Source organism: Nocardia testacea NBRC 100365, from assembly GCF_000308775.1.
GTDB lineage: Bacteria > Actinomycetota > Actinomycetes > Mycobacteriales > Mycobacteriaceae > Nocardia > Nocardia testacea.
In genome coordinates this window covers 1-23,510 of record NZ_BAGJ01000001.1, presented here as the reverse complement: position 1 = coordinate 23,510, position 23,510 = coordinate 1, and the positions used below count along the sequence as shown (strand labels likewise).

Below are 23,510 nucleotides of genomic sequence, written 5' to 3'. Positions count from 1 at the left end.
AGGAACACAATTTCCATCAGGACGATACTTATCAATATCATTTTGATAGGCATCAGATTGATCAGTCGAGCCGGAAAATCCTGCGAACTGTGGTCTGTATCGCTACATCGTAATGATTGTTGACGCCATCATTACGATAGACAACGCTGGTCAGGTGGTGATCAAGAAGAACCCGCTCGGCCCCACCGGCGATACTGTGCGCGCGAACGTCCTGCGATATCGCAACCGGATGAACCTCGGCTATGCCGATCTGGCGTGCAGGCTCGAGGCCATCGGGCGACCCATCCCGGTACTCGGCCTGTCCCGGATCGAACGGGGCGAGCGCCGGGTGGATGTGGACGATCTCCTCGCCCTGGCGGTCGCGCTCGGCGTCTCACCGACCAGTCTGCTGCTGCCGGATACCTCCACGGCCGACGAGTCGGTGTCGGCCACCGGAATCGACGGCACGGCAGCCGATCTGCTGGGCTGGCTCCGCTTGTACACGCCGTCGGCGCATATCGGTAAACCGGCCGGCGAGCGCTTCGTCCGCGACGCCATCCGGTTCATCGCCGACGCCCGGCCGCGCTGGGATATCGAAAGCCTTACTCTGGAGCAGCTTCCGGGCGTGGACCATCTGGAGTACGCGGCCGAGATCACCGAGAAGGCGCGGCTGGCGAATCCGGCACCGGGATCCGGCCCCCGCGGATAGCGGCGGAGGCCGGGCCCGGTTCGGCACCTAGGCGCCGCCGCCACCCATCAGCTCGAAAATGGGCACCGGACGTCCGGCCTGTTCGCTCGCACTCCGCGCGCGGCGCCACAATCCCTGTGCCGCACGGGAAAGAGTGGCATCGACACCGGTCTCGGTACTGGCATCGATGACGTGCTGCGCGCCCGCGTCCATCATCTTGTAGGAAGCGAGATCACCCCAGCCGCCGGCCTTCGCGGCCGCCGCGTACTCGGTCATGAAGAACGGGTACGCCTCGCTGGACCGCACGGCGTACGGAAGGAACTGGTCGATATCCACACCGGAGCGGTCGATCACGGCGAGCGCCTGGTCGAACGCGAGCATCCACGGATGGAAGACGGTCAGCAGCGCTTGGTAGAAGACCTGCGCCAGACCGTCGTCCGCCCCGAGGTACTCCTGCGGGCTCAGCGGCCGCAGAAGTTCGGCGTGGGCGTCGAAGACCTCGCGGGGACCGCTGTAGAACACATAGGAGGCCGGGTGCGCGATATTGTCGCCCGCGGACATGAAACCGCCGGAGAGGAATTCGGCGCCCTGCGCACGCACCCACGCCGCTCCCTTTCGCGCGTTCTCGGGCGAATCCGAGGACAGGTTGGCGATCACCCTGCCGGGCAGGCTGTCCGCTGCCGGGCCGAGTACGTCGTACATCGCCGCGTAGTGCGTGAGGCTGAGCACGGTCACTTCATTGGCTTCCAGCGCCGCGGCCACGGTCGCGGCGCGTTCGGCGCCTTCGGCCACCATCGCGTCGGCCTTGTCGCCGCTGCGATTCCAGACGGTGACCTCGATACCGGCCGCGAGGAACGCCCGCACCATCGCCCGGCCCATCGGCCCCAGCCCGATGACACTGACGGACCGGATCTTCTCCTGAGACATTCGATGTCCTTCTCGGTAGTGGTTCAGCTGGTTTGCGGCGCCGCTACCGATGCTGGTCACGCGGGTACAGTCGGACAAGAGCGCACCTACGGCTGTGGTTGCTTACCGTGAGGTCCGTGATGAGGTCAGGAGGAGAAGGTGGCCGACGTGAGTGATGCGGATCACCAGGTATGCGGGATGTCGCTGGCCATCGATCTGGTCGGCGGTAAGTGGAAACTGCACCTGATGTGGGTCCTCGGCACTACCCCGCAGCGGTTCGGGCAGATCCGCCGGACGTTGACGGGCGTGAGCGAGAAAGTGCTGACCGAGAACCTGCGCCAGCTCGAAGCCGGCGGCGTGGTCCGGCGGGAGGTGTACGCGGAGGTGCCCCCGCGGGTCGAATACTCACTGACCCCGCTCGGCGAGGAACTCGCGCAGGCGCTACGGCCGCTCGAGGAATGGGGAGACAGGCACCGCGGCCATTTGGCCGCAGTCGCCTGCTGATCATCGGAAGTGGAGCCTAGGGGAATCGAACCCCTAACCCCTGCCTTGCAAAGGCAGTGCTCTGCCAATTGAGCTAAGGCCCCGGGCAGCCGTGCGGCCCGAGCCGCGAGTCGCCTGCGAAACACTAGCGTTCCGGCACGGACACCGTCAAACAAGGATACCTGCGTACATCGATCAGCGCCGCAGTGCGCCGGTCGCCTCGAACTCCGCTTCCCGGCCCTGCATCTGCTCGTGATACCAGTTCTCCCGATGCCACAGCATGATCCGCTCATGCGCCCGGCCCAGCGGTGGAACCCGGCGAAGGAATTCCACGGCGGTGACCAGCGGGATCCTGGCGATGGGGACGAGCACCCACGGGAAGGCCGCCGGCATCCGGTAGCGGCGCCGGGTGGTGGGCAGCATGTAGAGGGCCGCGTACGCCGAGTTGATCCGATAGTTGTAGTGCGCCCGCACCCGGGCGGGTCCTCGCTGCTCCGGGCGGGGGGCGAACGCCGCGGGATAGGACTCGATGAGTTCGGCCCCCTGCGCCCCGGAGTCGTACGCCCGGGCGACCATCGTCATCGCCATCACCCGCAGCGTGTCGGCCACGGTCTCCGGGTGCCAGGTCAGCCGGACGCCCAGTAGGTATCCCATGTACTTCTGGAAGTGCAGGAGCGCCCGGAACTCCGCGGGGGTGGTCTGGTAACCCAGTGCCCAGAGCCCGAGACCGGGGATGGTGCTTCCGGCGATCAGCGTGAGCAGCTGGTAGGTCTGGCTGATCGGCAACCCCCACCGCTGCATCTCCCATTCCGGATGCCGCCGCACACCCGCGCGCACCGAGACGTGCATGATCCGCACCTTCAGAGCGGTGGCGCGCCCCTGCGACCCGGGGCTCAACAGCGCTCCGGGTTGTGAGACATCCATCCAGAATCGGCAGGTCTCGAGGAAACGGCGCAGCGCACTGTCCCCGGCGTAGCCCCCGGCCAGCGAAAGCGGTGTGGCTACCGCGGATTCGGTGTACATTTCCAATGTCTCCGCACCCGCGAAACTGAACAGCACGGTGCCCCAGCGCCGCCAGACCGCGGCGCCGCGTTCCACCAGTTCCGGGCGGACCCAGCCGGGTACCGTCTCGAACTCGTCGAACAGATCCCGCATGGCAGCGGGAGCGTCGGGGACCGCGCCGATACCGTCCCGCAGGGCGATCTCCAGTAGCTGCCGACCGTGCTCGCGCCCGGACTCCCCCCGCATGACCTCCGCGACGAAACGTTCCGCGACCGGGTCGCCGGCGAACATATCCGCGCACAGCGCCCGCGCCTGCTCATCGGACGGGAACAGCGCCGACCCGGTCACCATCCGGAAGAACCGCTCGACCCGCCTTATCGCGGGCGTGTCCCGGGCCTGCCAGTAGCGGAAGGCCGCCGGGCACGGCGAGTCCGTCGCTGTGTCGGCCGGTGTCGCCGCTGGTATCGACATCGCTGCTCTCCTCACCGGCGCGGCGGGCCGCCCCGGGCCTGGCGGCGGTCCCGCGACGGAGCGCGTGGCCTGCCCCATACCAATTCGTACGGAATTACTGTACTTGAGGGTATGGAATCCGCGCGGGAAATTTCCCGGCCCGCCCGACGGAGACACAGAACCCGCGTACGACCGGCAGTCGGCCGTGATGGGCGAATACATCGAGGCCGTCGATCGCCTCCCCTACCATCGGAGTATGAGACTCAGCGCTGACCTGTCGAACCGATGACGGCGGGTTCGTCCACAGCATCACACCCCGATCCATCCGACGACCGGACGGCGCCACCACGACCCCGATCGAAAAAGGCTCGCGCCCAACAGTCCCGGCGCCGCCGCACCGCGCGGCTTTCCTATGACGACTGGGTGGACGGCGCGCTGAACCTGCTGTCCCGCGAAGGTGTCGCGGCGATCAGGATCCCGCGGCTGTGCCAGGAGCTCGGCGTCACCAAGGGCAGCTTCTACTGGCATTTCGACGATATCGAACAGCTTATGGCGGCGATGGCCGACCGCTGGAGCGCGGTACAGAGTGAAACGATTCGAGAGCTGGGCGACTTCGTGGAGATCCCGGTGGAGGAACGGATCGAGAAGATGGCCGCCATGCTCGTCGACCACCGGCACTGGATCGTGGAGACCACGGTGCGGGAATGGTCTCGCGGCAACCCCAAGGTCGCCGACGCGGTGCGCAACCTCGACCAGCGGGTATTCGAGACGGTCTACCGGACGATGCTGGACCTGGGGTTCGACGAGAACCAGGCCGGGCTGCGGGCGGGCGCGATGGTCTACATCGGACTCGGCCTGATCCACGGCCGGGACAATCTGCCGACGCCGACCACCGAACAGGTGTCCTCGGTCATCGAACTGCTGGCCCGGCCGTGATCACAGCGACCCGGCCGTCACCGGGCCCGCCGGCTACGACCGCGAACGTCGCCCGGGACGGGATCAGCGTGTGGTGACCTCGTGCCACAGGTCGGCGTCGTCACGCTGGCGCAGCTTGCTGATACCGATGAGAACCGCAGCGACAATACCGATGGTGAGAACGTATTTCATGGTCTCGAGCCTAGTCCTGCGACCCCGGAAGAGCTCAATTCCGGACCGGGCGGTATCCGAGGAGATCGCGAAACGAATCAGCCCCCGAACCGTGATGGGTTCGAGGGCTGTCGGTTCTCTTACAAGTGTGGGTCTAGGAGGACTTGAACCTCCGACCTCTTCGTTATCAGCGAAGCGCTCTAACCGCCTGAGCTATAGACCCGCGGGGCCCACCGGACCGCAGTTTCTCTCGAAACTGTAGTTCGACGACCGAGAACAGAGACTACAGGAAACCATGATTTCAACCAAAACCGCTGGTCAAAGCGTCGGGATGAAAGCTCGGCCGAGCAGGGAAACGGCCGGCGCCGATGCCGGTCGCCGGCCGTTTCGGATAGGCACGAATTAGTCCGGGTCGGCCAGGGTGACCTGGATACCGCCGACCATATCGCAGCACTGGTTGTAGATGAACGTGCCGACCGTGGCCAGCGCGGTGAACAGGACGACGTTGATGAGCCCGATCACCCCGGCATAGCCGAAGACCGTACCCGCGTCGATCAGCCCCACCGACCCGCTGTCCGGGGACACCATATCGGTGAAGGTGCTGTTGAGCCGCTCCCAGACGCCCATCCCCGCGAGCACCATGTACAGCAGCGCGACGGCGATCATCCAGACGAAGAACATGGCCACGCTGATCACCAGGGTGATCTTCAGCGTGGACCACGGATCGATCCGGCGGACCTGGACGGTGGCGCGCAACGGTTCTCCGCCGAGTACCGCCTGCGGCAGCCCGCGCGGCGCCGCCGGCGCGGACGGGGCCGCGGCCGGCGGTGTGTACGGGTTGTGCTGCGGGCCGGTCGGCTGTTCCGGGGGTAGCGGATGCCGGATCTCGGAAAGATCCGGCATATCCTTCACCAGCTCCGGACGCGCGATACTGCGCGTGGGCCCGTCCAGGCCAACGGATTTGGCCATGGCCGCTTCCTTACGCGCCGCCTTGGCCGCCAGGTCGCTGGTGGTGCGGGCATTGGTGACCCCGCCCTGCAGGCCGCCGCCCTGCAGTCCCCCGCCGCCCTGGAGCCCGACCGGCCGCTGGGCACCGCCCACCGGCATATGACCGGGCCGCGAGAGATTGGACTGCGGTTCCCGCTGCGGCAGCTGCGACCAGCCCTCCTGGTATCGGTTCGCCTCGGGTCCGTTGCCGCCCTGTTGGTTTCCGGGTCCGCCCTGCTGATCGCCCGGCCCGCCGCCGGCCGGCGGACCGGGATTCCGGTCCGCCGGGGCGTTGCGCGATTCGGACGCGAATTCGCCTTGCTGCTCCTGCTTTTCGGGCTGCGAACCACCGGCGGGCGAACCGCCGGACGGATTACCGCCCGGCTGCCCACCGGCCTGTTCGTGGTCCGCGGCCTCGCCCGGCCGCTGAGTCGGGCGCGGCGAAATCGGGGACGGGGTGACCCGCTCGGTCACGCCGTTCGTCTGCTGCCGCTCGTCGCTCGGCTGTTTCGGAGTGGTCAATGGGAATCCTCGGATCCGTTCTTTGCCGCCGATATGGGATTACTGCTCGGAAGAACCGCCGCCGTCGATCTGCTCGGGCTCGTCGGCGTTACGTGCGATCGCAAGCAAGGTATCGCCCTCGGCGAGGTTCATCAATCGCACGCCCTTGGTCTGCCTACCGGCCTTGCGCACCTGCCGGGCGGCAGTACGGATAACGCCCCCACTGGAGGTGATGGCATACAACTCGTCGTCGTCGTCGACGATGAGCGCTCCCACCAGGGTGCCACGCCGGGTGTCGTACTGGATCGTCAATACGCCTTTTCCGCCGCGTCCCTGCGCGGTGTACTCCTCGATAGCGGTCCGCTTGGCGTAGCCGCCCGAGGTCGCTACCAGCAGATATGTCCCGTCACGGACCACGTTCAGCGAGAGCAGGGCATCCTCGGCATTGAACCGCATACCCTGCACCCCGGAGGTGGCGCGTCCCATCGGCCGCAGCGCCTCGTCGGTGGCCGAGAAGCGGATCGACTGCCCCTGCGCCGACACCAGCAGCAGGTCGTCCTCGGCCGAACACAGTACGGCGCCGACCAATTCGTCGTTGTCGCGCAGGTTCACCGCCACGATGCCACCGCTGCGGTTGGAGTCGAAATCGACCAGGCGCGACTTCTTGACCAGGCCCTTCTGTGTGGCCAGCACCAGGTAGGCGGCGTCCTCGTAGGACTTGATCCGGATGACCTGGGCGATCTTCTCGTCCGGCTGGAAAGCCAGCAGGTTCGCCACGTGCTGCCCGCGCGCGGTCCGGTTGGCCTCCGGCAGTTCGTATGCCTTGGCCCGGTACACCCGGCCCTTGTTGGTGAAGAACAACAACCAGTCGTGGGTGGAGGTGACGAAGAAGTGCCGGACGATATCGTCCTGTTTCAGACCCGCGCCCTGCACACCCTTGCCGCCGCGCTTCTGGCTGCGGTACAGGTCGGTCTTGGTGCGCTTGGCGTACCCGGTCTCGGTGATGGTGACGACCACGTCCTCACGGGCGATCAGATCCTCGTCGGCCACATCGCCGTCGGCGGAAATGATCTGGGTCCGCCGCTCGTCGCCGTGGCGCTCCACAATTTCGGCGAGCTCGTCCTTGACGATCGCGCGCTGCCGTTCCGGCTTCTCCAGGATGTCCTTCAGGTCGGCGATCTCGGCCTCGAGCTTGGCCAGTTCGTCGATGATCTTCTGCCGTTCCAGCGCCGAGAGGCGCCGCAACTGCATATCCAGGATCGCGGTGGCCTGGGTCTCGTCGATATCGAGCAGTTCCATCAGGCCGGTCCGCGCGGTATCGGTATTGGCCGACCGGCGGATCAACGCGATGACCTCGTCCAGCTGATCCAGCGCCTTGACCAGACCGCGCAGGATATGGGCCCGTTCCTCGGCCTTGCGCAGCAGGTAACGGGTACGCCGGACGATGACTTCCAGCTGATGGTTCACATACAGCCGGATCATCTGATCCAGCCGCAGGGTGCGCGGGACGCCCTCGACAATGGAGAGCATGTTCGCGCCGAAGCTGGTCTGCAGCTGGGTGTGCTTGTACAGGTTGTTCAGCACGACCTTGGCGATCGCGTCCCGCTTGACGGTAACCACGATGCGCAGGCCCACCCGGTCCGAGGACTCGTCGTGGATATCGGCGACACCGGCGATCCGGCCGTCTTTGACCTGCTCGGCGATCGCGTTGATGAAGTTGTCGGTGTTGACCTGGTACGGCAGACCCGTGATCACGATTGTGGTCCGGCCGCGGGCATCCTCTTCGATCTCCACCACGCCGCGCATCCGGATGGACCCGCGTCCGGTGGTGTAGGCATCGTGGATGCCCTGGGTGCCGACGATCAGACCGGCGGTCGGGAAGTCCGGGCCCTTCACCCGCTCCATACAGGCCGCGAGGGTGGCTTCCTCGTCGGCGTCGTGGTTGTCGAGCACCCAGTAGATGGCCTCGGCGAGCTCGGTCAGGTTGTGCGGCGGGATATTGGTCGCCATGCCGACCGCGATACCGTTGCTGCCGTTCATCAGCATATTCGGTACGCGGCTGGGCAGGACGACGGGTTCCTGGGTCTTGCCGTCGTAGTTCGGGATGAAATCGACCGTGTCGTGATCGATTTCGCGCAGCAGTTCCATCGCCAGCGGCGTGAGCCGGCATTCGGTGTACCGCATGGCGGCGGCACCGTCGTTACCGCGGCTGCCGAAGTTGCCCTGGCCGTCGACCAGTGGATACCGCATGGCCCAGGGCTGAGCCATGCGGACCAGGGTGTCGTAGATGGCCGAGTCGCCGTGCGGGTGGTAGTTGCCCATGGTGTCGGCCACCGGCCGCGCCGACTTCACATAGCTGCGATCGGGCCGGTAGCCGTTGTCGTGCATCGCGTACAGGATCCGGCGGTGCACCGGCTTGAGGCCGTCGCGGACCTCGGGCAGCGCGCGGCCCACGATCACGCTCATCGCGTAATCGATATAGCTGCTCTGCATCTCCTGCTGGATATCGACCGGCTCGATCCGGTCGCCCGCGCTCTCCGGCGGCAGGGTGGTGTCGGTCATGAAATCTCCTAGGTACTGACGGGATACGGCGGGTCACCGCGCGCGGGAGCGCTGCGGGCGGACCGCCCTATACGTCGAGGAAGCGGACGTCCTTGGCATTACGGGTGATGAAGCTGCGACGCGCCGCCACATCCTCGCCCATCAGGACGCTGAACAGTTCGTCCGCGGCGGCGGCGTCGTCCAACGTCACTTGACGGAGCACCCGGACCGAGGGGTCCATGGTGGTCTCCCACAGCTCCTTGGGGTTCATCTCGCCGAGACCCTTGTACCGCTGGATACCGTCGTCCTTGTTGATCTTCTTACCGGCTGCCAGACCGGCTTCGAGCAGCCCGTCGCGCTCCCGGTCGGAGTAGGCGAACTCGGGCTCGACCCGGTGCCACTTCAGCTTGTACAGCGGCGGCTGCGCCAGGAACACGTGACCGTGCTCGATGAGCGGCCGCATGAAGCGGAAGAGCAATGTGAGCAGCAGCGTCGAGATGTGCTGGCCGTCGACGTCGGCGTCGGCCATCAGCACGATCTTGTGATACCGCAGCTTGGCGATGTCGAACTCGTCGTGGATACCGGTGCCGAAGGCGGTGATGATCGACTGGACCTCGGCGTTCTTGAGGACCTTGTCGATACGCGCCTTCTCGACGTTGATGATCTTTCCGCGCAGCGGCAGGATCGCCTGGTACATGGAGTCCCGGCCGGATTTGGCCGAACCGCCGGCGGAGTCGCCCTCGACGATGTAGATCTCGGATTTGCTCGGGTCCTTGGACCGGCAGTCGGCCAGCTTGCCCGGCAGGCCGCCGATATCGGTCGCGCTCTTGCGCCGGACCAGCTCACGGGCCTTCCGCGCCGCGACCCGGGCCTGCGCCGAAGACACCGCCTTGTTGACGATGGTCTTGGCGTCCGCCGGGTTGGCCTCGAACCAGTGCGCCAGATGCTCGTTGCAGGCACGCTGCACGAACGACTTCACCTCGGTATTGCCGAGTTTGGTCTTGGTCTGGCCCTCGAACTGCGGTTCGCTGACCTTCACACTGACGATGGCGGCCAGACCCTCGCGGATATCGTCGCCGGTGAGGTTTCCGTCCTTCTCCTTGAGGAGCTTCTTCTCCTTGGCGTACCGGTTGACCACCGTGGTCAGCGCGGCGCGGAAGCCCTCCTCATGGGTGCCGCCCTCATGGGTGTTGATGGTGTTGGCGAAGGTGTGCACCGACTCGGAGTAGCCGGAATTCCACTGCATCGCGACCTCGAGCTCGTGCCCGGTGCCCTTACCGTTGAACGAGACCACCGAGTTGTGGATCGGCTGCTTGGTCCGGTTGATGTGCCGGACGAAATCTTCCAGACCGCCCGGGTAGTGGTAGGTGCGGGTCTTCACCTTGGGCTCGGCCGCGGGCTTCTCGCCGCCGTCGTCGTGCTTGGGCGCTTCCGCGGTATCGCTGACCACCTCGTCGGTGATCTCGGTATCGCTGACACGCTCGTCGGTCAGGACGATGGTCAGGCCCTTGTTCAGGAAGGCCATCTCCTGCAGCCGCCGCGAGACGGTCTCGAAGTTGTAGGTGGTGGTCTCGAAGACCGCGGGATCGGCCCAGAACCGGATGGTGGTGCCGGTGGCCTTGGTCGGCTCGCCCTGGACCAGCTGCCCCGGGACCGCGTCCTTGTAGGTCTGGCTCCAGTGGTAACCGTCGGTGTCCACCTCGGCTTCGAGCCGGCTGGACAGCGCGTTGACCACGGAGATACCGACACCGTGCAGACCGCCGGATACGGCGTAGGAATCGGAGTCGAACTTGCCGCCGGCGTGCAGCTGGGTCATGACGACCTCGATGGTCGGGATGCCCTGGGCGTGCATGGCGACGGGAATACCACGGCCGTCGTCGACGACCTGGACACCGCCGTCGGCCAGGAGAGTGACCTCGACTCTGGTGGCGTGGCCGGCCATCGCCTCGTCGACGGAGTTGTCCACGACCTCCCAGATCAGGTGGTGCAAACCGCGCTCACCCGTGGAGCCGATGTACATGCCCGGGCGCATCCGCACCGCCTCGAGGCCTTCCAGGACCTTGATGGAGGAGGCACCGTAGTCCTGCTTTCCCGATGCGCTCGAGCCTGATGCTTTGGAGTCTTTGGCAGCCACTGGTCGGTAGCTCTCCTTACTTGCTGATCCCCGGGACGGCGGTGGGACAGCGCACGTGGGCCCGGGACCGATCAGAGGGCTGCACGCAACGCGCCGAGGGTATCGCCGCTGATTTACTCTTCCATCCTACTTCGCGGCCCAACTTACAGTGCACCTGCGACACCCCTGACGGCTTCCTGGGTGAGAGAAATCGGACCGGCACGGGTCCCCTCGCGATGCGGCCGTTTCGAAGCATCAGATTCGGCCTGAGAGTTCACTGAGGCGCGGGGGTGGCGAACAGGCGTCCGCGTTCCACGTGAAACCGGGTTCTAACCGTAGGTATCGCGGGGTCCGCGACCCCGGACATGACGCTGCCCCTTGCGCCAGCTCGGTGCCGTCGGCCCGGAAATCCGCAGCGAACGCACCACCCCGGGCCCCACCGCCGCGCTGATCTTCGCGAGCAGTTGTGCCTGTAGCAGACGTAACTGTGTGGCCCAGGCGGTGGATTCGGCCGCGACACTCAATACCCCGTTCTCGAGCGAGATGGGTTTCGCATGGGCGGCGATATCCTCCCCGACCACACCCGACCAGTGCCCGAACACCGTTCCCTCGGCGACCTTGGTGGACCAGCCACGACTACGCGCGATCGAGGTGGCGAGTTTGGAGAGCGGCTGCGGATCGCGGTCGTCGGGGCGGGGACCGGACCATCCGCTCCGGCGACGGGCTCCGGAACGGTGACCGCGGCGAGGAGAGGAACGTCCTTGGCCCACGGATTTACCGCTCGCGCGCGCCGCCGCCCGGGCCTCCTCCAGCGCCCGGCGAGCCAGGTCGATCCCGCGCAACTCCGGTTCGTTCGGCGGCGTTCCGCCACCGGGCGTTCCGGGCTGGTCGGTCATCTACTGCTCCGCTCACCGGTGCGAGTTATCCCCAGGTTCGACCGGTTTTTCCTCAGGCTGTGCACATCCGGGAACCCGTTGTCGGCGCCGCGCCACCAGGACCGGAGCAATAGCCCATATACCGGAAAAATCCGCAGGTCAGGGCCGATAAATCGGGTACCGGAGCAGGGTGTCACCGCACAGACCGGGCGAGCGTCCGGGGTACGGGGCGACGACCTGGTCCAATAAGTTATCCACAGGCTGTGGATAACTGGGTTCTGATACCGGACGGGGGATAACGGCCCGGTGTACCGGCTCACTCTACGAATGGCCCGGCGCGCATGCAAGACGGCGGCGGGCGCGTGTCCGTCAACCCGGCGAATCACCGGCGACCGCCGTCGGCGGGTCACCACCGGTGACCGGGCCCTCCGTCGCGAATCCGGAAATCCGGTGCTCCGGATCTCCGGTGGTCGTCACCCGCAAAGTAGCGCCGACCAGCTCGGCCGGCACGTCCTCGGGGACCGCCGCGGTGATCAATACCTGCTCGGCCGCCGCCGCCACCGCGGCGAGTGCGGTGCGGCGACGCCGGTCCAGCTCGGCGAAGACATCGTCGAGCAGCAGCACCGGTTCGGCCCCGTCCGCGCGGAGCAGTTCGAAGGCAGCCAGCCGCAGCGCCAGCGCGAACGACCAGGACTCACCGTGACTGGCGAAACCCTTGGCCGGCGTTTCACCGAGCATCAGTTCCAGCTCGTCCCGGTGCGGGCCCACCAGGCAAACCCCTCGTTCCAGCTCTTTCGCCCGAGCCGTGGCGAGTTCGCGCAGCAGGATGCCCTCCAGCAGCGCCGGGTCACCGGGGTCGGGCGAACGGCCGGGATCGAGTAATTCCGCGGGCAGTGCCCCGCTGCGGTACCCGATCGCCGCCGGCCGCGACTCCGGCGCGAGCGTCGCGTACGCGCGGGCCAGATGCGGATGGAGCTCGTGGACCAGGCGCAACCGCTCCGCCAGCAGGATCGAGGCATGACCCGCCAGATGTCCGTCCCAGACGTCCAGCGTGCCGAGATCTCCCCGCGCGGATCGGCCCGCGGATTTCAACAGGGCCGAACGCTGCCGCAGCACTCGGTCGTAGTCGGCGCGCACACCGGCCAGCCCGGGTCGCCGCGCAGTACACAACTCGTCCAGGAAACGACGCCGCTCCCCCGGATCGCCCCGGACCAGCGCCAGATCCTCGGGAGCGAACAGGACGGTGTGCAGGATGCCGAGAATCTCGCGCGGCCGGCGCACCGGGGACCGGTTGATCTGTGCCCGGTTGGCCGCGCCACGGTTGAGTTCCACATCGATCCGCAACTCGCGGCCCAGGTGCACCACATTCGCGCCGATCCGGGCACGTTCGGCGCCGGCCCGGACGAGTGGGGCGTCACTGGAAACCCGGTGCGACCCCAATGTGGACAGATAGCCCAGCGCTTCGAGCAGGTTGGTCTTGCCGTTACCGTTCGCCCCCAGGAAAACCGTAGGGCCTGTGGATAACTCGATCTCAGCGTGCTCCCAGGATCGGAAATCACGCAAGGTCAGAGCACGGATATGCACCTGTTCACACCATCCGGGGAATGACAGCCCAGTTATCCACAGCTGTGGATAACTGGGGAGAGCGCAGGTCGTGGCGCTGGTTTGCGGAGGTATCGCTACCGGCCGCCACCGCAGGCACGGTACACCGGCACCGGCGGTACCGGGTGGAGGTGCGCCGGTTCGTCGCTACCGAACCCACGCCCGCTCAGCCCGGGAGCCGGACCGGCATCAACAGGTAGATGTAGTCGCTCTCCAGCGCCGGATACGCACCGGACTCGAGCGGCTCCGGCTCCTCCTCACGAGCCGGCAGCAGCACAGCCGGGCGGCTGGGGGTGGTGAACCCGAAGGTGACCCGCTCGGCACGCAGCGCGGACAGACCGTCGATGAGGTAACCGGGATTGAAGGCGATGGTCAGCGGTTCGCCGCGGAAATCGGCGGTCAGCCATTCCTCGGCCCGGCCGGCATCGTCGCCGCCCGCCGACAACAACAGTCCTTCGCCGGAGAATTCCAGTCGCACCTGGGCACCACGCTCGGCAACCAGCGCCACACGCTTGATCGCCTCGGTGAGCGAGGCGACTTCCAGCGTCGCGATCGAGGTGTGTTCCTTGGGGAGCAACTGGCGGAACTTGGGGAATTCGGCATCCAGCAGCCGGGTGGTGGTGCGCCGACCACCGTTGACGATGCCCAGCAGCCCGTCGGCACCCGCTCCGGAGCCCAGCGACAGCTGCACGGGCCGATCGGAGGCACCCAGCGTCTTGGCGGCCTCGGACAGCGTGCGGGCGGGGATGAGCACCGCGGTCTCGATATCGGTGCGGGCGGGCTGCCATTGGATGTGCCGCACCGCGAGCCGGAACCGGTCGGTCGCCGCCAGGACCACCTGCGGCCCCTCGATCTCGACCCGGATACCGGTCAGCATGGGCAGTGTGTCGTCGCGGCCGGCCGCGACGGCCACCTGGCCGACCGCCTCGCCGAACACCTCGACCGCCAGCTCCCCGCTCGACTGCGGTACCTCCGGCAACTGGGGATAGTCCTCCACCGGCATGGTGGGCAGCGAGAACTTGGCGCTGCCGCACTGGATCAGCACGCGGGTGCCGTCCACGGAAACGTCCACCGGCTTGTTGGACAGCGCCTTGGTGATATCGGCCAGCAGTTTGCCCGAGACAAGCACGCGACCGGGGCCGGCGACCTCGGCGGCGACCCGCATCTGCGCGGAGACCTCGTAGTCGAACCCGGAAACGGTCAGTCCGTCCTCGTCCGCGACCAGCAGGACTCCGCCGAGTACCGGGACCGGCGGACGGGACGGCAGACTGCGCGCCACCCAGGCGACCGACTCCGCGAAATCCTCACGCGCGACCCGAAACTTCATGCCTGCAAGGTCCATCGCCCGAGGTGTCCTCTCCCGTTCAGTGTGGATCGACGGCTGTGCTGCCCCCGTGTATCCCGCGGTGCCGACTCCACCACCGGCGCGGGGCACGACGGTCGGTGCGGGGGCCGGAGATCCGGACCTACCGCCCCAGGAGTCCGGCACAAGCGGCCGACATCAGACCGTACCCCGTTTCGAGCTACGTGGTCGGCTGCCCCTCCGAGTGGAGGATACGTCCTCCGGCGGTGCCTCGGCCAGGCCGGGCGGGTAGTAGGGAGCCGTATCGCCGCTGCCTGGGCCGATCGCCCGGGTACGGCTGTGCACAGCTGTGGATGAACATCGGATGTGGCCGCGGTGGACCGTGCGCTCCGTAGCTCCGATATTCGCGAGGGCGCGTGGTGTGACCGTATCCACAGCCGTCCCGCGGTAGCGGTGTGGACAACTTCGTACCGGTTTCGGTTCGCGGCGGCCGAGCGCGACGTCGGGGCGGCTCTGCACATCGACATGCCGAGTGCGTCGGCCCGCCGCCGACCGTGTGCCGATACGCGATCGGTCCCGAGTACGGCATCCCGGCTCTTCGGGCGCGGGTGCGCGGCGGGTCTCGACTGCCGACGAGCGCCGGAGCGTAGCGGGCGCGAGGTTCCGGTGTGGGCAGGGAGCAGTGAACGAGTCCGGCCACCGGCCATCGAACGAGTGGGGAGATCTGTGCAGCCGTGCGGAGCCGCCCACGCCCACGATCGCCGCTCTCCCGGACGACCTCCTCGCTGTCCTTGTCTCCCTCCGGCGCCCGGCGTCGGCGCGGGTGCGCTCGAGACTTGTCCACACAACCTGTTTTGAAGAGAAATTTTCTAGATGAAGAACAGGAGTAGTAATAGGCCCTGTGGAAACTGTGGATTCCGCTCGTTTTACCAGGTCACACTGCGTGTCCGCCTGTGGATGGCCAGGGGATAACTCGAGGATGAATCGACGGCGGCTGTGGACAGGTTTTGTTGTCCACACCGCGTCCACAGTGCGTCCCCAACTCGGTCCCCAGATTCCGGCCAGTTGTGCACACTGTGCATGGATCGGTGGACAACCTGTGGATTCCTCGAGGATTCCTCGAGGAATCCACAGGTTGTCCCCAACCCTCTGACCGAAACATCGCTGTTCAGTAGCTGTGGACGAAATAGCCTGTGGAAACTGTGGATAAGCAGCATGTGGACAACTTGCCCCCAGCCCCCCACCGATCCTGTGGACGGACCAGTGGACAACCTGGGGAATCCACAGGTGTGGATACGGCAAAACCGCAGTTCAAAGGCTCCACAGGCTGTTAGCGAAGTACCTGTGGATGCTTCCGACACGCCGAGGTCCATCGGATCCGGCGACAGCTGCGGGAGAACGGGGCATTCGTCCGGATCGCCAAGCGGATTGTGGCGGAACGGCTTCCGGTTCCGGCCTGCGGCGAGCCAGAGATCTTCAGGACCGGAGAGTGTCCGCCGCCGGACCGGCGGATCCGGGCGGCTCGGATCGATGGCCGGCCGATGACCCCGGGTCACGCATGGTGTCAGAGCCGCCTCGATGGCCGGATGAGGCAGCTCGACAACCGGGCCACCGGTCCCGCCGCGGCGGCCGTACAGCCCCTGGCACCTACACGCCACGGCTCGGAGGCGGACCTACGAATCCCCGGCGTGGTGAGGGCAGCTCAGGCGAAGCGGGTGGCGATCCCCGGATAGCTCAGCACGAGGCCCGAGGTGTCGTAGACCAAGCGGCAGGCGAAATCGAATGCGGGCGCGGAGTAGTCGTAGCGGTGCCGGGTGCCATCGTCGGCGGTGCGGCGGTATTCCTGTTCCAGACGTGCGACAGAGAGGTCGGTCGCGCGAACGTAGGCCGCGGGTGCCGCGGCCCGGCAGCCCACAGGCAGCTCCAGGCGGTGCACCGGCAACATATTCGTCATCGCCGACGATTCCAGGTCCACATCGAGGCAGCCGTCCAGATACGGCGCCTCCGCACCGTCGACCAGCCACCGTCCGGCGCCGGTGGATTCGAGCAACACCGTATGCCACCCGGCCGCCGACCGGCCGGTGATGCGCGCGGTACGGGTCGCCCAGCCCGGATCGACTGTGATCTCGTAGTGCACGAACCAGGCCTGATCACCCTCGACGGCGGTGGTGCAGCCGTCCATACGACAGCCGTCGTCCTCTTGCCGCAGGTGGACCACCTCGAAGCCCGACCGGGCGTCCTGATGCGACCATGCCGCGGTCGCCGGCAGTCCGGTGAACGGCATCCCTGCTCCCCTTCCCCCGAACCGTCGGCCGCACGTGCTTCGGCTCCGCCTCCCGGGGCGTCCCGGCCGCCGCGCGGACGCGACGGTCAGCGGGAGCGCTGTTTGATCCGTGCGGTGAGCTCCTGGACCTGGTCGTATACCCGGCGGCGCTCCGACATCTCCTTGCGGACTTTCTTCTCCGCGTACATGACCGTCGTATGGTCGCGCCCGAACGCCTGACCGATCTTGGGCAGGGACAGATCGGTGAGTTCCCGGCAGAGGTACATGGCGATCTGCCGGGCCTGGGCGAGCGGGCGGGCCTTACCCGGGCCGGTCAGTTCGTCCATCGAGGTGTTGAAGTACTCGGCCGTGACGCCCATGATCGTCGACGCGGTGATCTCCACATCCTGTGATTCGGGCATGAGGTCGCGCAGCACCACCTCGGCCACCGATTGATCCAGCGGCTGCCCGTTCAACGACGCGAAAGCCGTCACCCGGATCAGGGCGCCCTCGAGCTCACGGATATTGCGTTCCACCCGGCTGGCGATGAGTTCCAGGACGTCGTGCGGCACATCGAGGCGATCCATGCGCGCCTTCTTGCGCAGAATCGCGATCCGCGTCTCCAACTCGGGCGGCTGCACGTCGGTGATCAGACCCCACTCGAAGCGGGTTCGCAGGCGTTCCTCCAGCGTGGCCAGCTGTTTGGGCGGCCGGTCCGAGGACACCACGATCTGCTTGTTCGCGTTGTGCAGGGTGTTGAAGGTGTGGAAGAACTCTTCCTGGATACCTTCTTTGCCCTCGATGAACTGGATATCGTCCACCAGCAGGATGTCGGTCTCCCGGTAGCGGCGCTTGAACGCCACCTTGCGGTCGTCGCGCAAACTGTTGATGAAGTCGTTGGTGAATTCCTCGGTGGAGACGTATTTGACCCGCATCCCGGGGAAGAGCCGCTGGGCGTAGTGACCGGCGGCATGCAGCAGATGAGTCTTGCCCAGACCCGACGCCCCCCAGACGAACAGCGGGTTGTAGGCGCGGGCCGGGGCTTCGGCGATGGCGACGGCCGCGGCGTGCGCGAAACGGTTGGACGCGCCGATGACGAAGGTCTCGAAGGTGTACTTGGCGTTCAGGCTGGCCGACGGCTTCGCCGTATCCCCGGCGCCGGGGGACTTCGCGAAGAAGGTGGGCCAGGAGTCCCGGACGTTCACCACCTTCTCGTCCTCGAGGTGCACGTCGGGTTCCGGATCGACCCCTGGGTCGCGCACGCTCTCGCGCAGACTGTCGCGGTCGGTATCGCGGACCTCGTCCCGCGGCGCGAGATCGCCGGGGGCGAGATCGGGTGCGAACAGAGTTTCCTGAGCGGGCCGGGCGGCGTGGCGCGGCGGGAGGATCGGATCCATTTCGGGTCCGCCGTCGCGGACCGACGGCGCACCACGCTCCCGGCCGTTGGTCACCGGGTCGGCGATATCGCCGCGGCTGCCCGCATAGGGGTCCAGGTACTCCGCGGGCGGATATTCCCGGTCCCGCTCGTAGCCGTTGTCCCGCGGATATTCCGTGGCCGGTGGGTACTCGCGCGGGTAGGACCGTGGCGCCGGGTAGGGATCCCGTATCGGATCCTCGGTTTCCCGGGGTAGTGCGGGATCGGACGGAAAGCTTCCGCCGTGCGGCAGTTCGGGCAGGCCGGGCCGGCGCGGCGCCTCCCCCGGCAGCGGATCGGTGCCGCGCGGCAGCGTCGGATTGCGGGGCAATTCGCCGGTCAGGGGTAGTTCGGCCTCATGCGAGAAGCCGCGGCCGGGGAAACGCGGCTCGCCGGGGACTTCCGCGGGGTGCGGGAAGCCGGGGTCGGGCTGGTATCCGCGGCCCGGGTATTCACCGCCCTCGGAATCGCGCAGGGCCTCGGCCGGACCGATCGCGGGAAAAGAGGGGTCGGTCGCGGGAAAAGTGGAGGGACCCGGCCGGGCCCGGCCGTTGCCGAAATGCTCGGACCGGGCGGGCGGCTCGGGCCGGCTGGTCATCCGGGCGTGCCGGGCGGGACCGTTGTCGGCGCCGGTGGGCAGGGGTGCGGCTATCCGGACCCCCAGACCTTCCACCTGTGGCCCGAGCCGACGGCCGAGTGACCGGAGAATGGGTTCACGCAGGTCCCGTTCGATGGCTTCCTGAGCGAGTGAGGAGGGCACCGAGAGCAGCGCGAAACCCTGGACGACCATCAACGGTTTGACCAGCTTGAGCCACGCCTGCTGAGCTCGGGTCACCGCGCCGATAGCGCCGTCGGGCGAACCGGTGGTCAACTCCGCGACCACCTCCGGCCACACTGTGGCCAGTACGTTCTGCTCGTCGTCCATCCAGTGTCCTCCCCGGGAGTCGGTTGCTCGGCGCAGACGTCCGGGGCTCGCGGTGCGTCTACTGTACTGGTTCGTCCCAGTGACACCGCATACGTCCGCACCACCGATCTGCCGTATCCCCGTGGATACGGTGCCCGGGGACGCTGCCCGGAATCCCCGATCTTCCGGCTGCGGCGTGGCACCTTCGGCCCTACGAATATGCCATTCACAGGGTATTTCCACACAATTATCCACAGGTGGGGACAATCTCAGCGGACCACCACCCGCGGTCCCGCGCTGTGCGCGGGTCGGCCGTGAGCGCCCGACCTGCACCCCTCTACGCGCCCCACGATCGCATGGTGATCATCGCCACCGCGGGCCGGGGTCCGGGATCGGCCGACGTTCCCGGGTCCGCCACGACCCGGGGGCCGAGTTTGACCCGGTAGAACCGGATAAGTACTCTCGTACAGTCACCCCCCGGCGTGGTGACCGTTCTGTGCTGACCGTTCGCCAGGACCGCGGCGCCGGGCAGACATCGCCAGAATCACCGAAAAGCTTCGGGTGCCGTAGGGCGCCCACCAATTCGAGGAGTGTTGACCGTGGCCAAGGGCAAGCGGACGTTCCAGCCGAACAACCGTCGTCGGGCGCGGGTCCACGGTTTCCGTCTCCGGATGCGGACCCGTGCGGGCCGCGCTATCGTTTCCGCGCGCCGCCGTAAGGGCCGCGGCACCCTCACCGCCTGATTCCCCGTCGAATTCGGTGTCCGATGCCGGGTCCGCCGAACCCCGTAACCCACGCCGCCGGTAGCTACACCGCAGCGGCGGCTTCGACGAGCCTCGGGCGTCCGGGTGCTTCCTGAGCCGCACCGGCTGCACCACCGTGCCGATTTCTCCCGAACGGTACGGCGTGGTCGGCGAACGGGAAATCGGGACCTGGTCGTCCATGTGCTGACCGATCCGGCCGAATCCGACTCGGCACTGCGCGACGCGCCGGTTCGATTCGGCGGTCCGCGATTCGGGCTGATCGTCAGCAAGGCGGTGGGCAACGCGGTCGTACGGCACCGCACGGCCCGCCGCCTGCGTCATATCTGTGCAGAACTGACCGCCGACATCCCCGCCGAGGTGGATATCGTGATCCGCGCACTTCCCGGTGCCGCCGCCGCCGGCAGCGGCGAGCTGAGCCGCCAGCTGCGCAGCGGGTTGCGCAAGCTCGGTGTCCTATCGTCCGTGACGGCCGGCCGGGGTGCGTCGCGATGAGCGCGCTGGGCGCGTACGCGGCGACCGTCCGCCGGTGGCCCGCGAATATTCTGATCTTCTCGATCGAGCTGTACCGGACCTACGTCTCCCCCACTCGCATGCCGGTGTGCCGGTTCACCCCCACCTGTAGTGAGTACGCGGTCACGGCACTGCGCACCCGCGGGCTGGTGATCGGTCTCGGACTGACGGCCGTGCGACTGGCCAAATGCGCCCCCTGGCACCCTGGTGGGTGGGATCCCGTACCGGAGCGGCGGCGCAACGTCGACCACGACGATCCGCGGACCGAAGCTTGTAAGGGATCACCGCATGCGGTGATCGGTGACACTACCGACGGGAGTGCATAGAGCCGTGCTCGATTTCATCTATTATCCGGTGTCCTGGATCCTCTGGTTCTGGCACCGGGTCTTCGGCTTCGCCTTCGGGGCGGACAACGGCCTTTCCTGGGCGCTGTCCGTGGTGTTCCTCGTCTTCACGCTGCGTTTGGTGCTCTACAGGCCGTTCGTGAGACAGGTGCGTACCACCAAGCAGATGCAGGAACTGCAGCCGCAGATCAAAGAGCTGCAGAAGAAGTACAAGAACGACCGCCAGAAGATGGCGCTGGAGATGCAGAAGCTGCAGAAGGATCACGGCTTCAACCCGCTCATGGGTTGCCTGCCGATCCTGGCCCAGGTGCCGGTGTTCCTCGGTCTGTTCCACGTGCTGCGTTCGTTCAACCGGACCGGTCATGGCTTCGGCCAGCTCGGGATGGATCCGTACACCAACGCGCACACTCCGAACTACGTCTTCAACGCCGACGATGTGCAGTCCTTCCTGAGTGCCCGTATCTTCGGCGCGCCGATCTCGGCGTTCATCACCGCACCGGCCGACGAGCTGCTGGCCTTCGCGGACTACGGCGGTGTCCCGAGCAAGGTCAGCATCGCCGCGGTCGCGATCCCGCTGATGATCATTGCCGCGATCGCCACCCACTTCAACGCGCGGGCCTCGGTGGCCCGCCAGAGCGCCGAAGCCGCAGCCAACCCGCAGGCCGCGCTGATGAACAAGCTCGCGCTGTGGGTGTTCCCGTTCGGTGTGCTCGTCGGTGGCCCCTTCCTGCCGATCGCCATCCTTCTCTACTGGGTCTCCAACAACATCTGGACCTACGGTCAGCAGCACCTCGTTTTCGGCCGGATGGCCAAAGAAGAAGAAGCCAAGCGTCAGGCCAAAGCAGCGAAACAGGCCGAGAACGCACCCAAGCCCGGCGCCAAACCCGTCGACATCAAGAAGAAGCCGGTGAAACCCGGCGGCGAGGCCCATTCCGATTCGGCGGAGACCGGCAAGGCGGAAACGAACGGTTCGGCAGCGGCGAAGCCGACCACAAAGTCGGGTGGTAAACAGTCGGGCCAGCGTCGGTCGAGCGGTCAGAAACGACCGGGTAACCGCGGCCGGGCCAATCAGAAGCGCCGGCGCTGAGCCACTCCTCCAGACCCCTTGTGATCGTGATCCCGGCCGGGGCAGGCCGGGGTCCGGCGAGCAGATAAAGGAAACAAATGACTCTCGAGACCGAAGGTGGGGACGCCACCGTATCCACGACCGTCGTGGAGACCGAGTCCGACGACGCGGTGAGCGACGCCGAGGAGGCGCTCATCGAAGAGGGTGAGATCGCCGCCGACTACCTCGAACAGCTGCTCGACGTGCTCGACTTCGACGGCGATATCGATCTCGACGTCGAAGGCGACCGCGCGGTGGTGAGTATCGACGGTGGCAAAGACCTCACCAAACTGGTCGGCCACAGCGGCGAGGTGCTCGACGCGCTCCAGGAGCTCACCCGGCTCGCGGTGCAGCAGTCGACCGGTATCCGCAGTCGCCTCATGCTCGATGTGGCGGGCTGGCGTGCCAAGCGTCGCACGGATCTGAGTGCGCTCGGCGCCGCGGCCGCGCAGCGTGTCCTGCAGACCGGAGCCCCCGAAGAGCTCGCCCCCATGACTCCGTTCGAGCGCAAGATCGTGCACGACGCGGTCGCCTCGATCGAGGGTGTCGCGAGCGAGAGCGAAGGCGTCGAGCCGAACCGTCGGGTGGTTGTAGTACCGGAGTGAGTCCGCGACCCGTGCGCTGGCCGGGTGCCGAGTGGTCGGGTAAGGCCCGGGTCCGTGGACCCGGGCCTTACCCGTTTCCACTATCCCTCCCTTGCCGCTGTGCCGCGACAACTACGGTTGAGGGCCGATAGAGAATGTTCATATCAGCGAGTCGACACGACCACAGAAGGGTGTTTCACGTGAAACCAGATCTCGGCGATTCGGAGGCCGGCCCACCGGAATCGCTGCCGCCGGCCGAAGCGGAGATCGTCTTCGGTGCCCGGTTGGAGTTGGCACGTGATTACTGGACCGCACTCGCTACCGCCGGAGTGGAGCGCGGACTGATCGGCCCGCGGGAGGTGCCGCGGCTATGGGAGCGGCACATCCTCAATTGTGCGGTAGTCGGTGAACTGATCGGCGAGGGCGCTTCCGTGGTCGATATCGGCAGCGGGGCCGGCCTGCCCGGAATTCCCCTCGCCCTGGCCCGTCCGGACCTCCGTATCGTCCTAGTGGAACCACTCCTTCGCCGCACCGTCTTCTTGAAGGAATTCATCGACGCGGCCGGACTCACGGTCACCGTGGTACGCGGCCGGGCGGAGCAGCCCGGCGTCATCCAAGAGGCGGGCGGCGCGGATGTCGTCACCTCCCGGGCCGTCGCTCCCCTGGCCCGACTGGCCGAGTGGTCGATACCGCTGCTTCGGGAGCACGGCCATATGCTCGCCCTCAAGGGGGCCAGTGTGGTCGAGGAGCTGGAACGCGACCGCGCCGCGGTCGAGCTGGCCGGGGCCGGAAACTTCTCCGTCCTGGAATGCGGCTCCGGAATACTCGCCACCCCCACCATGGTCCTGTCGGCGGAGCGGCTGAGCCGCGCGGAACGCACGCCGAAGAAGTCCATCAAGCGGGCCGCGCGGGCGGAGCGCCGCGTCGGCCGCAAGTAGCAGCGGACGCGCCGCGGTGCCGGCGGCAAGCGGATGTTTCACGGGAAACATCCAGTTGCCGCCGGCCGCGGGATGGAGGATCCTCTGTCCCGGAGTCCCGGAGTCCCGGAGTCCCGGAGTCCCGGAGTCCCGGAGTCCCGGAGTCCCGGAGTCCCGGAGTCCCGGAGT

General features: G+C 67.0%; 20 protein-coding genes and 2 tRNA genes. 9 read left to right on the top strand and 13 right to left on the bottom strand.

The annotated features are described in order from the left end of the window. The first annotated feature begins 154 nt into the window (after positions 1 to 154). Positions 155 to 688, top strand: coding sequence for a helix-turn-helix domain-containing protein (locus ON38_RS35760; RefSeq protein WP_051164209.1), 534 nt, complete (start codon positions 155 to 157; stop codon positions 686 to 688). A 27-nt stretch (positions 689 to 715) separates the two neighbouring features. Here ON38_RS35760 and ON38_RS00095 read toward each other — a convergent pair whose 3' ends face one another. Then, positions 716 to 1,594: an NAD(P)-dependent oxidoreductase gene (locus ON38_RS00095; RefSeq protein ID WP_039821307.1), complete on the bottom strand. Its 879-nt coding sequence runs from the start codon at positions 1,592 to 1,594 to the stop codon at positions 716 to 718. 177 nt (positions 1,595 to 1,771) lie between these two features. On the opposite strand from ON38_RS00095, the gene ON38_RS00090 reads away from it, so the two are divergent. After that, positions 1,772 to 2,077, top strand: coding sequence for a winged helix-turn-helix transcriptional regulator (locus tag ON38_RS00090; protein ID WP_051164208.1), 306 nt, complete (start codon positions 1,772 to 1,774; stop codon positions 2,075 to 2,077). 10 nt (positions 2,078 to 2,087) lie between these two features. Here ON38_RS00090 and ON38_RS00085 read toward each other — a convergent pair. After that, positions 2,088 to 2,160, bottom strand: a tRNA-Ala gene (locus ON38_RS00085). Positions 2,161 to 2,251: 91 nt separating this feature from the next. After that, complete coding sequence (locus ON38_RS00080; protein ID WP_039821304.1) at positions 2,252 to 3,529, bottom strand: oxygenase MpaB family protein; 1,278 nt, start codon at positions 3,527 to 3,529, stop codon at positions 2,252 to 2,254. 402 nt (positions 3,530 to 3,931) lie between these two features. Between ON38_RS00080 and ON38_RS00075 the strand changes: the two genes are divergently transcribed. Continuing rightward, positions 3,932 to 4,444 (top strand): TetR/AcrR family transcriptional regulator, encoded by a 513-nt coding sequence (locus ON38_RS00075; RefSeq protein ID WP_051164207.1) that lies wholly within the window; start codon positions 3,932 to 3,934, stop codon positions 4,442 to 4,444. A gap of 63 nt (positions 4,445 to 4,507) precedes the next feature. On the opposite strand, the gene ON38_RS36965 is transcribed toward ON38_RS00075, so the two are convergent. The 10 genes from ON38_RS36965 to dnaA form a co-directional block, all read right to left on the bottom strand. Beyond that, complete coding sequence (locus tag ON38_RS36965; RefSeq protein WP_218000722.1) at positions 4,508 to 4,615, bottom strand: DLW-39 family protein; 108 nt, start codon at positions 4,613 to 4,615, stop codon at positions 4,508 to 4,510. Positions 4,616 to 4,743: 128 nt separating this feature from the next. Further along, positions 4,744 to 4,817: transfer RNA gene (locus ON38_RS00070), tRNA-Ile, on the bottom strand. A gap of 179 nt (positions 4,818 to 4,996) precedes the next feature. Next, positions 4,997 to 6,103 carry a DUF3566 domain-containing protein gene (locus ON38_RS00065; RefSeq protein WP_039821303.1) on the bottom strand — a complete coding sequence of 369 codons (1,107 nt, stop codon included), beginning with the start codon at positions 6,101 to 6,103 and terminating at the stop codon, positions 4,997 to 4,999. A 39-nt stretch (positions 6,104 to 6,142) separates the two neighbouring features. Continuing rightward, positions 6,143 to 8,644: a DNA gyrase subunit A gene (gene gyrA / locus ON38_RS00060; protein WP_039821302.1), complete on the bottom strand. Its 2,502-nt coding sequence runs from the start codon at positions 8,642 to 8,644 to the stop codon at positions 6,143 to 6,145. Positions 8,645 to 8,711: 67 nt separating this feature from the next. After that, positions 8,712 to 10,757: a DNA topoisomerase (ATP-hydrolyzing) subunit B gene (gyrB, locus tag ON38_RS00055; protein ID WP_039821301.1), complete on the bottom strand. Its 2,046-nt coding sequence runs from the start codon at positions 10,755 to 10,757 to the stop codon at positions 8,712 to 8,714. A gap of 308 nt (positions 10,758 to 11,065) precedes the next feature. Next, positions 11,066 to 11,632: a DUF721 family protein gene (locus ON38_RS00050; protein ID WP_039821299.1), complete on the bottom strand. Its 567-nt coding sequence runs from the start codon at positions 11,630 to 11,632 to the stop codon at positions 11,066 to 11,068. A gap of 348 nt (positions 11,633 to 11,980) precedes the next feature. Beyond that, positions 11,981 to 13,195, bottom strand: a complete 1,215-nt coding sequence (gene recF / locus ON38_RS00045; RefSeq protein WP_051164206.1) for a DNA replication/repair protein RecF — start codon at positions 13,193 to 13,195, stop codon at positions 11,981 to 11,983. 184 nt (positions 13,196 to 13,379) lie between these two features. After that, the gene (dnaN, locus tag ON38_RS00040; protein ID WP_039821298.1) at positions 13,380 to 14,555 is read right to left on the bottom strand and encodes a DNA polymerase III subunit beta; all 1,176 of its coding nucleotides are present in this window, start codon (positions 14,553 to 14,555) and stop codon (positions 13,380 to 13,382) included. A gap of 1,663 nt (positions 14,556 to 16,218) precedes the next feature. Then, entirely contained in the window at positions 16,219 to 16,800 is a 582-nt protein-coding gene (locus tag ON38_RS00035) for a putative glycolipid-binding domain-containing protein (RefSeq protein ID WP_039821297.1), read from the bottom strand. 86 nt (positions 16,801 to 16,886) lie between these two features. Then, the gene (dnaA, locus tag ON38_RS00030; protein WP_506330612.1) at positions 16,887 to 18,455 is read right to left on the bottom strand and encodes a chromosomal replication initiator protein DnaA; all 1,569 of its coding nucleotides are present in this window, start codon (positions 18,453 to 18,455) and stop codon (positions 16,887 to 16,889) included. A gap of 1,241 nt (positions 18,456 to 19,696) precedes the next feature. On the opposite strand from dnaA, the gene rpmH reads away from it, so the two are divergent. The 6 genes from rpmH to rsmG all read left to right on the top strand — a co-directional run bounded on the left by rpmH (position 19,697) and on the right by rsmG (position 23,342). Then, positions 19,697 to 19,840 carry a 50S ribosomal protein L34 gene (gene rpmH, locus ON38_RS34575; protein WP_058854877.1) on the top strand — a complete coding sequence of 48 codons (144 nt, stop codon included), beginning with the start codon at positions 19,697 to 19,699 and terminating at the stop codon, positions 19,838 to 19,840. A 105-nt stretch (positions 19,841 to 19,945) separates the two neighbouring features. Continuing rightward, positions 19,946 to 20,353 carry a ribonuclease P protein component gene (gene rnpA, locus ON38_RS00025; protein ID WP_083872032.1) on the top strand — a complete coding sequence of 136 codons (408 nt, stop codon included), beginning with the start codon at positions 19,946 to 19,948 and terminating at the stop codon, positions 20,351 to 20,353. Then, positions 20,350 to 20,697 (top strand): membrane protein insertion efficiency factor YidD, encoded by a 348-nt coding sequence (yidD, locus tag ON38_RS00020; RefSeq protein WP_036515366.1) that lies wholly within the window; start codon positions 20,350 to 20,352, stop codon positions 20,695 to 20,697. Before rnpA ends, yidD begins: the two co-directional genes overlap by 4 nt. 4 nt (positions 20,698 to 20,701) lie before the next feature. Continuing rightward, positions 20,702 to 21,802, top strand: coding sequence for a membrane protein insertase YidC (yidC, locus tag ON38_RS00015; protein WP_039821293.1), 1,101 nt, complete (start codon positions 20,702 to 20,704; stop codon positions 21,800 to 21,802). Positions 21,803 to 21,879: 77 nt separating this feature from the next. Then, the gene (locus tag ON38_RS00010; protein WP_039821292.1) at positions 21,880 to 22,425 is read left to right on the top strand and encodes a Jag family protein; all 546 of its coding nucleotides are present in this window, start codon (positions 21,880 to 21,882) and stop codon (positions 22,423 to 22,425) included. Positions 22,426 to 22,595: 170 nt separating this feature from the next. After that, positions 22,596 to 23,342 carry a 16S rRNA (guanine(527)-N(7))-methyltransferase RsmG gene (gene rsmG, locus ON38_RS00005; RefSeq protein WP_174372372.1) on the top strand — a complete coding sequence of 249 codons (747 nt, stop codon included), beginning with the start codon at positions 22,596 to 22,598 and terminating at the stop codon, positions 23,340 to 23,342. Positions 23,343 to 23,510: the final 168 nt, after the last annotated feature.

Coding starts and splice junctions, on each gene's coding strand:
- ON38_RS00095 (WP_039821307.1), bottom strand. CDS start 1,594: ATGTCTCAGGAGAAGATCCGGTCCGTCAGTGTCATCGGGCTGGGGCCG.
- ON38_RS00090 (WP_051164208.1), top strand. CDS start 1,772: ATGTCGCTGGCCATCGATCTGGTCGGCGGTAAGTGGAAACTGCACCTG.
- ON38_RS00080 (WP_039821304.1), bottom strand. CDS start 3,529: ATGTCGATACCAGCGGCGACACCGGCCGACACAGCGACGGACTCGCCG.
- ON38_RS36965 (WP_218000722.1), bottom strand. CDS start 4,615: ATGAAATACGTTCTCACCATCGGTATTGTCGCTGCGGTTCTCATCGGT.
- gyrA (WP_039821302.1), bottom strand. CDS start 8,644: ATGACCGACACCACCCTGCCGCCGGAGAGCGCGGGCGACCGGATCGAG.
- ON38_RS00050 (WP_039821299.1), bottom strand. CDS start 11,632: ATGACCGACCAGCCCGGAACGCCCGGTGGCGGAACGCCGCCGAACGAA.
- dnaN (WP_039821298.1), bottom strand. CDS start 14,555: ATGGACCTTGCAGGCATGAAGTTTCGGGTCGCGCGTGAGGATTTCGCG.
- ON38_RS00035 (WP_039821297.1), bottom strand. CDS start 16,800: ATGCCGTTCACCGGACTGCCGGCGACCGCGGCATGGTCGCATCAGGAC.
- yidD (WP_036515366.1), top strand. CDS start 20,350: ATGAGCGCGCTGGGCGCGTACGCGGCGACCGTCCGCCGGTGGCCCGCG.
- ON38_RS00010 (WP_039821292.1), top strand. CDS start 21,880: ATGACTCTCGAGACCGAAGGTGGGGACGCCACCGTATCCACGACCGTC.